Consider the following 11,716-nt stretch of genomic DNA (forward strand, 5'->3'; position numbering starts at 1 on the left):
GATGCCTTGCAAACGGGATGTGTTCATATAGAGCATTATGGGTCAACAAAAGCAACGTAATCGCCGTTGGGTTCTGGCGTCGCGTCCACACGGCGCGCCGGTTCCGGAGAATTTCCGTCTTGAAGAAGATGATGTCGCCACGCCGGGTGAAGGACAGGTGTTACTGCGCACGGTCTACCTGTCGCTCGATCCGTATATGCGCGGGCGCATGAGCGATGAGCCATCTTATTCACCACCGGTTGATATTGGTGGCGTGATGGTCGGCGGCACGGTGAGTCGGGTGGTGGAATCTAATCATCCGGATTACCAGCCTGACGACTGGGTGCTGGGTTACAGCGGTTGGCAGGATTACGACATATCCAGTGGCGATGATCTGGTGAAACTTGGCGATCATCCGGAAAATCCTTCGTGGTCACTGGGTGTGCTGGGGATGCCTGGCTTTACGGCTTATATGGGGCTGCTGGATATCGGTCAACCTAAAGAGGGAGAAACGCTAGTGGTTGCTGCAGCAACGGGGCCGGTCGGTGCGACAGTGGGGCAAATCGGCAAACTAAAAGGTTGCCGCGTGGTGGGTGTTGCCGGTGGCGCGGAAAAATGTCGCCATGCCACAGACGTTCTCGGTTTTGATGTTTGCCTTGATCATCATGCAGATGATTTTGCCGAACAACTCGTGAACGCGTGTCCGAAAGGCGTTGATATCTATTATGAAAACGTTGGTGGTAAGGTGTTTGATGCGGTGCTGCCTTTACTCAATACATCCGCGCGTATTCCCGTTTGCGGTTTAGTGAGCGGCTATAACGCCACCGAACAGCCTTCCGGGCCGGATCGTTTACCGCTACTTATGGCTACGGTGCTGAAAAAACGTATTCGCCTGCAAGGGTTTATTATTAGCCAGGATTATGGTCATCGCATCCATGAGTTCCAGCAAGAGATGGGGCAATGGGTGAAGGCGGGGAAAATTCACTATCGTGAACAAATTACCGATGGTTTAGAGAACGCCCCGCAGACATTCATTGGTCTGCTGAATGGTAAAAACTTCGGCAAAGTCGTGATCCGTGTTGCGGATGATGATTAACATTTCAGGTGGCGGCATTCTTGCCGCCACTAATGAATATTATTCAAATCGCCATGCGAGATTTACGCCTACACCATAATTCCGCCCAGGCGCAGGCTCGTAATATCGACCATTCGATTCATTAACAATCACCGAGCCGACATATTCTTTATCGAATAAATTATCGACACGACCAAATAAATCTATTGTCATATTACGATAATTATATTTGTAACCGGTGAACAAACCGACGAGAGTGTAAGAGGGCGCTTTTGCCGTATTTTCGTCATCCGCCATGATATCGCCCATATAACGTGCTTCTGTGCCTGCATACCAGCCTTCTTCTGGTACATAACCTAATGACGCAAAGCCCATATTGCGGGCGATCCCGGGCATTCGGTTACCATTACAGTCCTGAGCGTTACAAACATTGCTGCGATAAGTTGCGTCAAGCCGCGTCCACGACGCTTTCACACGGAAATCTCCGGCAAAACGCTGATCCCAGGCCAGTTCAGCCCCCTGACGGCGCGTCTTCCCGGCATTTTTATACGTGGTACGCCCGCCGCTACTGCTATCAACAACGATTTCATCATCGGTATCAGTCTGGAATAACGCAGCGGTAAACAAGCCATCGCCGATACGCGTTTTACTGCCGATTTCGATTGTGTCGTTGGTGGACGGTTTTAAACCAAAGTTCATGCCACTTTGCCCGTCAGCACGGTAAGAAAGCTCGTTAATGGTTGGCGTTTCAAAACCGCGCCCGGCTGCCAGATAGACGTTCCAGGCATCGGTTATGGCGTATTTCAACGATCCCGCAGGAAGCCATTTGTGATAACTGGCATCACCGCTGTCATCACCGTTACCCGGGGTAACGTAATGATCGTCAGAGTCAAACCACACGGAGCTGTAGCGCACACCAGCATCCAACGATAGTTTGTCAGTTAGTTGCCACTGGGTTTGTAAATAGGGATCGACGTTCCACATCAGATTGCGCTCGTCGCGGCGCAGATCACCTTTTTGCCCGTACTCCGGCACGCCGTTATTAAGGCGGAAGTTATTGTAACCCTTGCGGTTTTCACTCATGTTTTCATAGTTCAGGCCAGTAGTGAAAGTGACCGGAACTCCCAGCTCTCCACGATGTGTCCAGCGGCTGTCTATACCCTGGTAATGACGTTGCAGAGTAATTACGCCGCCCGCATGAGATGGGGTAAGTTGGGGTGCCATCGGAATCGATTGATACTGGGTCGTTTCCCGTTCACCTGCGTACATCATCACGCTCATATCATCCCGCGAACTCAGGCTGCGCTCATAACGCAACCCTGCCTGAGTTTGCTTGATGGTTTTTCGCGTGTCGTACTGTTCTGCACGAGGCGCTTGTTGCGGATTCGCTTTCCATTCAGCTTCGGTCAACCCACCAGGGTCATCGGCTTTGATATCCACACTGTTGAAAATCAGGTTTAACTTACTGGCGTCATCAATGTGTACGCCCAGTCTGGCATTGGCTAAATTTTTCTGTGCGCCGCTATGGTCACGATAGCCGTGAGTTGTAAAACGCGTGGTCGAAACGGTGTAATCAACATCGCCAGGTTGGGTGCCGTCGCCCATTGCGCCTGTCGCTTTCAGTCCATAGCGCCAGCTACCATAACTGCCATAGTAACTGCTGGCCTCAATAGTTGGCGGCTGTTCGCCGATTTGGGTAGTGACGTTCATTACGCCGCCGGACGCATTGCCATACAGGGCAGAGAAGGGGCCTCTCAGCACTTCCACATTTTGCACACTGCTTAAATCGATATTGGATGTTTGCCCTTGTCCGTCGGGCATGGTAGCGGGAATACCATCAACATACAGGCGAATACCGCGAATACCGTAAGTGGAACGGGAGCCAAATCCGCGAATAGACAGTTGTAGATCCTGCGCATAGTTCTGCCGGTTTTGTACCTGCAAACCAGGCACACTGGTCAGTGATTCAGACAAATTGATGCGTGGTGTGGCCAGACGCATCTCCTCGCCATCGACCACGCTTACCGCAGCGGGTGTGTCCAGTTCAGAAACTACCTGCGGCGCGGCGCTAACAATCATGGTTTGTTCATTAGCGGCAAAAGTGGAAGGAGAAAGGAGAATCAGTGCGGGTAAAACGGTCTGTCGGACGGAAAAAATCTTCATGAAAAAAGCCAGGTTAAGAATGGGAAAACGCTTCAATGGTAATAAATTTGTAAATTTATAGAAAACGAAACGGCACAATACGTTAATCAATTGAGAAAATTGTAGTCGTAACAACAAGAAATGCTCCACATTTGAGAAAATAATGATTACCATTCCCATTTATAACAAGGGTGTAACGAAGATTATGCTCAACGAAGCATTGTGAAGCAGCTATAAATCGGTTCATCAAAGGGAGTCGTCATGCATTTACGTCATCTGTTTTCATCGCGCCTGCGTGGTTCATTACTGTTAGGTTCATTGCTTGTTGCTTCATCATTCAGTACGCAGGCCGCAGAAGAAATGCTGCGTAAAGCGGTAGGTAAAGGTGCCTACGAAATGGCTTATAGCCAGCAAGAAAACGCGCTGTGGCTCGCCACTTCGCAAAGCCGCAAACTGGACAAAGGCGGTGTGGTTTATCGTCTCGATCCGGTGACTCTGGAAGTCACTCAGGCGATCCATAACGATCTCAAGCCGTTTGGTGCCACTATCAACAACGCGACGCAAACGCTGTGGTTTGGTAACACAGTAAACAGTGCGGTCACGGCAATTGATGCCAAAACGGGCGAAGTGAAAGGGCGTCTGGTGCTGGACGATCGCAAACGTACAGAAGAGGTGCGTCCGCTGCAGCCACGTGAGCTGGTTGCTGACGATGCCACGAACACTGTTTACATCAGCGGTATTGGGAAAGAGAGTGTGATTTGGGTGGTTGATGGCGAGAATATCAAACTGAAAACCGCCATCCAGAACACCGGTAAAATGAGCACCGGCCTGGCGTTGGATAGCAAAGGCAAACGTCTCTATACCACTAACGCCGATGGTGAACTGATTACCATCGACACTGCCGACAACAAAATCCTGAGCCGTAAAAAGCTGCTGGATGATGGCAAAGAGCATTTCTTTATCAACATCAGTCTCGATACTGCCAACCAGCGAGCGTTTATCACTGACTCCAAAGCGGCAGAAGTGCTGGTGGTCGATACCCGTAACGGCAATATTCTGGCGAAGGTAGCAGCACCGGAATCCCTGGCTGTGTTGTTTAACCCGGCGCGTAATGAAGCCTACGTGACGCATCGGCAGGTGGGTAAAGTCAGTGTGATTGACGCGAAAAACTACAAAGTGGTGAAAACGTTCGATACGCCGACTCATCCTAACAGCCTTGCGCTGTCTGCCGATGGCAAAACGTTGTATGTCAGCGTGAAGCAAAAATCGACTAAACAGCAAGAAGCCACTCAGCCGGACGATGTGATTCGTATTGCGCTGTAATAGATATGGCGAGGGTGAAAATGGAGTGACTTGCCTGACTTTTATCACGCCGCATCCGGCACCTTCGTCAGTAATTTGAATTTGCCCGGCACGTAGCCGGGCAATTTTGCAATTAACTCGCCGTTTCAGGCTTAAACACAATTTCCTGTTGTTCTTCATCTTCCTTGACGACTGGCGCAGTGCTGTGAATTTCAGCAACGCGTTTGCGCACACCAAACCAGCCTATAACCAGCAGAATACCGATAATCGGCAGCGCCGCGATGGTATAAGTCCCGTTCGGGTAATCGAACGCCATCAGCACCAGAACACTCAGTAAAAACAGTAATGTCAGCCAGGAAGTGAAGGGCGCGCCAGGCAGTTTAAAACGGACCTCCGCTGCTTTACCTTCTTTGATGGCTTTACGCAGGCGCATCTGACAAACAATGATAAACGCCCACGAGGCGATAATTCCCAATGACGCGAAGTTCAGGACAATCTCAAATACGCGCGATGGCACCAGATAATTGAGGAATACGCCAACGACATACACAACCAGCGTCGCCAGAATCCCGGCATACGGTACATGCTGGCGACTCATTTTCGCCATAAAACCCGGCGCAGATCCGCCCATCGCCATCGAGCGCAAAATACGCCCGGTGCAGTACAGGCCAGAGTTTAGGCTGGAGAGGGCAGCGGTCAATACCACAATATTCATGATGCTGCCAATGTACGGCACACCGAGTTTAGAGAAGAAGGTCACAAAGGGACTTTGACCGGCCTGATAGGCACTCCACGGCAATAACATAACTAGCAACACCACGGAACCGACATAAAACAGGCCAATACGCCAAATCACGCTGTTAATTGCTTTTGGCACCATAGTCTGCGGATCTTTACATTCTCCGGCGGCAGTTCCGACCATTTCGATGGAGGCAAAAGCAAATACCACGCCCTGAATTAACACCAGCGCAGGCAGCAAACCGTGCGGGAAGAAGCCGCCATTATCGGTAATTAAATGAAAGCCAGTGGCGTTGCCATCCAGCGGCTGACCGCTACCGAGGAACACTGTACCCACGACCAAAAAGGTCACAATGGCGAGCACTTTAATCAGCGCAAACCAGAACTCCATCTCTGCGAACCATTTCACACCAATCATATTCATGGTGCCAACGATGGTCAGCGCAGCGAGTGCAAATACCCATTGCGGCACGCCGCCAAACGCGCCCCAGTAATGCATATACAGTGCGACGGCGGTGATATCGACAATCCCGGTCATCGCCCAGTTGATGAAATACATCCAGCCGGCAACATAAGCGGCTTTCTCACCCAAAAACTCACGGGCATAAGAGACAAAACTACCACTGGAAGGGCGATGTAATACCAACTCACCCAACGCACGCAAAATAAAAAACGAAAACAGGCCGCAGATTAAATAGACCAGTGCCAGTGCCGGGCCGGCCATTTGCAGTCGGGCACCCGCGCCTAAAAACAAACCAGTCCCAATCGCGCCGCCAATGGCGATCATCTGCACCTGGCGATTACCCATCGCTTTGTGATAACCCTCTTCATGGGCATTAAGCCAGCGGCGTTTCGCGGCGTGTTGATCTGAAGTGTCGGTGTCGTGTTTACTCATTGCTCTCCCTGATTGCTTCGTTGAAAAAGTCTTATAAGCCGCCATGAACAATGTTTATTCATCCTGGCGATGACAGTTATTACCATTATTCTTTATGGGTATAAAACTATCGGCGCAGCATCCTACCTGTTATCGATAAACGATGCAAAATATCCCCTTACAAGTTGAGTGGGGATTAAAAGGATTGCTGAAAAAATGACAAATCTTAGTCCGGGTTGTCCTGTTTACTGACCTACACTTAAGCTTTAACGCTGTGCGGGGGAAATATGATTAAGATGTATGGGGTTCCACCATGAGTGAACTGATGCTGACTTTGGCTGATATTCCCTATAAGTTTGTTGATGTCAGCGGAATAGAGTTATTTAGCCCACCGATTTCGCCCATTTTCTTTCGCCCGATATAACGCGGCATCGGCATCAGCAACTATTTGTTCAGCCGTTTTTGCAGGAGCAGAACAGGCAATCCCCTGACTAACCGTAACAAATGCACTAACAGCAGATGCCTGATGCGGGATAGCCGCCAGTTTAAGTTCTTGCTTAACTCTGGCTGCTATCGCTTCGGCTTCCTGCAAGCCCGCATTGAAAAGAATAATGGCAAACTCTTCACCGCCATAGCGCGTAACTACATCTTCGGGCTGGCGAATTGCACGTTGCAGTGCGTTGGCAACTTGTATCAGACAACGATCGCCAGCAGGGTGCCCATAAGTGTCGTTGTAGCGTTTAAAAAAATCGACATCCAGCATAATTAAAACGAACGACGTCTTTTGTTCGACGGCATCGCGTAAAATACTATCCAACGCTCGTCGGTTTGCCACTCCAGTTAAGGGATCGCGATGAGCTAATGCATCGAGGCGATGAATCAACTGGTTGTTGTACTTATTTTGTTGCCATGCTTCTTCAAACCAACGCAACAAAATAAAACGTCCGCCATAGAGAGCCAGTGAAAAAATGCTCCAGATAACAGCGAAATGAATATTCACATACTGATTGAGCACAAGACTGGCTAACGGGATGGTAAACCATAATGGAATGACAAATGCGAGGAGTGATGGGGTGTGGAAATATAGCGCAACAACGGCACTAAGCATTAGTAATACGCACAGTGGATATGCAAAAGGCAGCGTCCAGTGTGCAATAAAATAAAAACAACACCATGACCATAGTAGGCTTAGAATAACCAATAACTGCTGAATATATTGTACTTTGTTGCGTGGGCTAACTAATAAAAGACCACTGATTAGCAGAATACCTAATGATGAAATATCAATCGTATGTACAAGATTTTTCTCATTAAACCATGGAGTCGTGCCTTCATTAAACAATACCCCTCGAAGCAAAACCAACGATGAAAAACTGATATTAATCAACGCAAACCACGGCAGGCTAATCGCCATACCGCGAATAACCATATCCTGGCGGTTTTTCCATGAATAATGAGGGTGTTTTCTTTTGTCAGAATACATGTTTGTTTATAACCCAAAAAGGGCAGGGAACCTGCCCGACTTACACGAAAATTATGGCGTTACAATATTGAACCAGAATTCAAAGTTGTCCATATAACCTAACAGTTCGTTGAGTTTTTCCTCATTTCCAGTGATTTTTACTTCGCCTTTATCCGTGGCTTCTTTTAATGTCTCTTCCTTCAGGATGATTTTATTCAGGACATCGCGGGAGAGGGTGATAGTCGCATCGGCGTCAGAGGCTTGCGTATCAGCCGTGTGATTGAGCACACCGTTTTCCAGTTCCACTTTATAAGTGCCGCCATCTTCACCGAAATCAAAATTCAATACTGCTTTAGCGTCTGCCGCTTTCTCGCCATTTATATGCACAGCAAGATAATCAAAGAACATTTCCGGCGTCATGGCACGAACGGTGTCAGGACTGGCTGTATTTGGCGTAGGCAGTTTTTGCACACCATTGCGTAATTCCTGTGCGCCAGTGAGATAAAAATTACGCCACGGCCCGGATTCGGCCTGGTAGCCTAACTGTTCAAGCGCATCGGCTTCCAGATTCCTTGCAGCTTGGTTATTTGGATCGGCAAACACCACCTTACTGACAACCTGGGCAACCCAGCGGAAATTTCCCTGGTCATAATCCTGTTTGGCTTTTTGTAAAATGGCATCAGCACCGCCCATATACTCCACGAATTTTTTAGCGGCTTCTTCTGGTGGCAGTTCATCAAGAGTCGCGGGGTTACCATCAAACCAGCCAAGATAAAGCACATAAGTTGCTTTCACATCATGGCTCACTGAACCGTAATAACCGCGATTCGCCATGCGTAGCGTTTGATCGTTGATATAACGGTACAAATCGCGTTGGCTTTTTAGCAGTTTGACAACGTTATCGTTACCCCAGGTTGGCCAGTGATGCTGGGCAAGAATAATCTCCGCTTTATCGCCCCACAGATTGAGGGCTTCGTTGATGTATTTAGGCCACGGGAGAGGTTGACGAATTTTGGCACCACGCAGAGAATAGGTGTTGTGGAGGGTGTGCGTGACATCTTCTGCGGTTTCGATCAGTTTCTTTTCTTCAATAAACCACAGCATTTCGGAAGGTGCTTCGGAACCGGGCGCCATCAAAAAATCATAGGTCAGCCCGTCGATAGTCTCTTTTTGTCCGGTTTTGGTGATGTAGTTGGTAGGGGCAATCAATGTAACCGTTCCGGCTGAGGTCGTTGTTCCCAGCCCAGCGCCGACCTGACCTTTAGCATCAGGTTTCAACAAATTACCGTACATATAACTGGCTCGACGGCTCATTACATTGCCAGCCATAATATTTTCTGAAACAGCCTCTTCTAAAAATCCGGCTGGCGCATAAATTTTTGTTTTTCCTGACTTAACGTCAGCTTCATCAACCACACCGCGAACGCCGCCGTAGTGATCGACATGACTGTGCGTGTAGATAACCGCCACCACTGGTTTTTGACCGCGATTTTTATAATAAAGATCCATGCCAACTTTAGCTGTTTCTGCTGAAACCAGTGGATCAACAACGGTAATACCTTCTTTACCTTCAATGATGGTCATATTTGATAAATCGAGATTGCGAATCTGATAGACGCCTTCAGTCACTTCAAATAAGCCGCTGATATTTATCAGTTGCGCCTGACGCCATAAACTTGGATTGACAGTATCAGGTGCTTTATCGCCTTCTTTGATAAAAGAATATTGCTGTGGGTTCCAGATTACATTCCCTTGTTCACCCTTAATCACTTCCTGAGGTAAAGGAGCAATAAAACCTTTATGAGCATCAGCAAAATCGCTGTTATCGGAAAACGGCAATTGACTATAAAGTGCGTTATTCGCTTGTTGGGTGGCAGCGGAGGCCTCTTTGGGCGCTTCTGCTGCGATGAGAGGAAGTGAACTTGTTATGAATAATCCCATGACTAGCAGACTTTTAGCAATATGGTTAAGCTGCATCGCAAGTGTCTCCAGAAGGACTTTATAAAAGAAAGGATATTACGAGTGAAAATTATGATTGAGGGCAAGAATAACTATAATTGGCATTAATAAATCAGCAAGCTGGATGTCGTGAATTTTCTTAATATGATAAGAAATAAAGAATAGATTCTGTATGTTACAGGACGGGTGCGTATTGGCGCGGAAGCTAATAGTATATGTACGTTATTAAAGTGACGGCGTATATATCGCACATCATTTCGCATCAAATAACACATGACGTTTTCGGCTTGTGCTAATTTTGCTGGCAGTCTTTAAAAAGGAGCACAACAATGCCACACATAGACATTAAATGTTTTCCCCGTGAACTGGATGAACAACAAAAAACGGCACTGGCGGCGGAGATTACCGACGTCATTATTCGCCATCTGAACAGTAAAGAAAGTTCGATAAGCATTGCCCTACACCAGATACAACCGGAATCGTGGCAAGCTGTCTGGGACGCCGAAATCGCGCCCCAAATGGAGACTTTGATAAAGAAACCCGGTTACAGCATGTAATTGCTTAACCAGCCGTAACACGCTTGCCGCTGGTAACAAAGGTGCCAGCGCCTAAATGATGTAGCGTATTGAGTTTATCGTCATCAAATTGCCAGCGGCCTTCGACAAAAACACGAGCGTCTGCCGCTGCTGATACCACTTCGCCAAACAGCGTGTCGTATTTTTCTTGCGCAGAAGTCGCGGGAAGCAAGCGGCACTCCATCCATGCCAGACATTTCTTTTCGACCACCGGCAAGCCAAGCACCGGACCTTTCACAACCGGAATGCCATAACAGTTAAACTTATCTTCATCACGCCCAGAAATGCTGCCCACTGCCCACGTCCAGTTTGTTGCTGCGACGCCTGGGATCACAATGCCAAACATGCCACTACGTTCAATCAACTCCCGTGACCATGTCGATTTATCGACCACAATTGCCACGCGTGGTGGTTCGAACTCCACGGGCATCGACCAGGCCGCAGCCATAATGTTACGTCGCTGGGATTGCTCATCGAAACTGGTGATCAGGACGGTAGGGCCGTGGTTTAACAGACGGCTGGCATGATGCAACTCAACGGGAATAAATTGGCTCACGGTATCGCCTCGCTAAGAAAGTGGTTTTAAAAGCGTAGCTCGTAACGCAATAAGTAACGAAATTAACGGGATTGGCGATTTGCGAACGTGATGCTTGTCCGCGATCGCACAAAATAGCCGGTGTGGCGTCCATTCCAGGTTATAAATTGAGAAAACCACTAAGGGAAACGCCTGATGACGCCCATTCTGAATCACTATTTTGCCCGTATTCGCTGGACGGGTGCTGCTGCGGTCAATATCGATACGCTACGAGCATTACACCTGAAACACAATTGCACTATTCCATTTGAAAATCTCGACGTTTTGCTGCCGAGAGAAATCCAGCTTGATGATCAATCGCTTGAAGAGAAGCTGGTGACTGCGCGACGTGGCGGTTACTGTTTTGAGCAGAATGGTGTGTTTGAGCGAGTGTTACGTGAGCTGGGATTTAACGTTCGCAGTTTGTTAGGTCGCGTGGTGTTATCTAACCCACCATCGTTGCCGCCGCGCACGCACCGTCTGTTGTTAGTAGAACTGGAGGGTGAACAATGGATTGCCGACGTCGGTTTTGGTGGTCAGACGCTGACCGCGCCAATCCGTTTAGTGCCGGATATCGCGCAAACCACGCCACACGGAGAGTATCGGTTGTTGCAGGAGGGTGATAACTGGGTTTTGCAGTTTAATCATCATCAGCACTGGCAGTCGATGTACCGTTTTGATCTCTGCGAGCAGCAACAAAGTGATTATGTGATGGGCAATTTCTGGTCGGCGCACTGGCCGCAGTCGCATTTTCGCCATCATCTGTTGATGTGCCGCCATTTGCCGGACGGTGGCAAGCTGACGTTGACCAATTTCCATTTCACCCATTATGAAAATGGGCACGCGGTGGATCAGCGGAATCTATCGGATGTGGCGTCGTTATATGCCGTGATGCAGGAACAATTTGGGCTGGGCGTGGATGATGCGAAACATGGGTTTACCGTGGATGAACTGGCACTGGTGATGGCAGCGTTCGACACACATCCGGAGGCAGGGAAATAGTTTGTGCCGGATGCGGCGTAAACGCCTTATCCGG

General features: G+C 48.6%; 9 protein-coding genes and 1 pseudogene. 5 read left to right on the forward strand and 5 right to left on the reverse strand.

Annotated elements, in window-relative coordinates; genetic code table 11:
- The first annotated feature begins 37 nt into the window (after positions 1-37).
- On the forward strand, positions 38-1,075 hold the full coding sequence (gene curA / locus EQY_RS0117070) for an NADPH-dependent curcumin/dihydrocurcumin reductase (protein WP_000531447.1): 1,038 nt from the start codon (positions 38-40) through the stop codon (positions 1,073-1,075).
- Between the two features lie 39 nt (positions 1,076-1,114).
- On the opposite strand, the gene pqqU is transcribed toward curA, so the two are convergent.
- The gene (pqqU, locus tag EQY_RS0117075; protein ID WP_000689297.1) at positions 1,115-3,217 is read right to left on the reverse strand and encodes a TonB-dependent receptor PqqU; all 2,103 of its coding nucleotides are present in this window, start codon (positions 3,215-3,217) and stop codon (positions 1,115-1,117) included.
- Between the two features lie 240 nt (positions 3,218-3,457).
- Here pqqU and yncE point away from each other — a divergent pair, with 240 nt between their 5' ends.
- Entirely contained in the window at positions 3,458-4,519 is a 1,062-nt protein-coding gene (gene yncE, locus EQY_RS0117080) for a 7-bladed beta-propeller protein YncE (protein WP_000550660.1), read from the forward strand.
- Between the two features lie 112 nt (positions 4,520-4,631).
- On the opposite strand, the gene ansP is transcribed toward yncE, so the two are convergent.
- Positions 4,632-6,131 (reverse strand): L-asparagine permease, encoded by a 1,500-nt coding sequence (gene ansP / locus EQY_RS0117085; protein WP_024212631.1) that lies wholly within the window; start codon positions 6,129-6,131, stop codon positions 4,632-4,634.
- 292 nt (positions 6,132-6,423) lie between these two features.
- Between ansP and EQY_RS26875 the strand changes: the two are divergent.
- A pseudogene (locus tag EQY_RS26875) lies at positions 6,424-6,489 on the forward strand (glutathione S-transferase); the annotation flags it as partial.
- On the opposite strand, the gene EQY_RS0117095 reads toward EQY_RS26875, so the two are convergent.
- On the reverse strand, positions 6,490-7,539 hold the full coding sequence (locus EQY_RS0117095) for a GGDEF domain-containing protein (protein ID WP_000236737.1): 1,050 nt from the start codon (positions 7,537-7,539) through the stop codon (positions 6,490-6,492). It abuts the pseudogene before it with no gap.
- A 105-nt stretch (positions 7,540-7,644) separates the two neighbouring features.
- Complete coding sequence (locus tag EQY_RS0117100; protein ID WP_001176568.1) at positions 7,645-9,549, reverse strand: alkyl/aryl-sulfatase; 1,905 nt, start codon at positions 9,547-9,549, stop codon at positions 7,645-7,647.
- Between the two features lie 311 nt (positions 9,550-9,860).
- Here EQY_RS0117100 and pptA point away from each other — a divergent pair, with 311 nt between their 5' ends.
- Positions 9,861-10,088: a tautomerase PptA gene (gene pptA / locus EQY_RS0117105; RefSeq protein ID WP_001120152.1), complete on the forward strand. Its 228-nt coding sequence runs from the start codon at positions 9,861-9,863 to the stop codon at positions 10,086-10,088.
- Positions 10,089-10,092: 4 nt separating this feature from the next.
- On the opposite strand, the gene EQY_RS0117110 is transcribed toward pptA, so the two are convergent.
- Entirely contained in the window at positions 10,093-10,662 is a 570-nt protein-coding gene (locus EQY_RS0117110) for a flavin reductase family protein (protein WP_000077277.1), read from the reverse strand.
- Between the two features lie 174 nt (positions 10,663-10,836).
- Between EQY_RS0117110 and nhoA the strand changes: the two genes are divergently transcribed.
- Positions 10,837-11,682: an N-hydroxyarylamine O-acetyltransferase gene (nhoA, locus tag EQY_RS0117115; protein WP_000187937.1), complete on the forward strand. Its 846-nt coding sequence runs from the start codon at positions 10,837-10,839 to the stop codon at positions 11,680-11,682.
- Positions 11,683-11,716: the final 34 nt, after the last annotated feature.

This window comes from Escherichia sp. TW14182, assembly GCF_000208525.1.
In the GTDB taxonomy this organism is placed as follows: domain Bacteria; phylum Pseudomonadota; class Gammaproteobacteria; order Enterobacterales; family Enterobacteriaceae; genus Escherichia; species Escherichia ruysiae.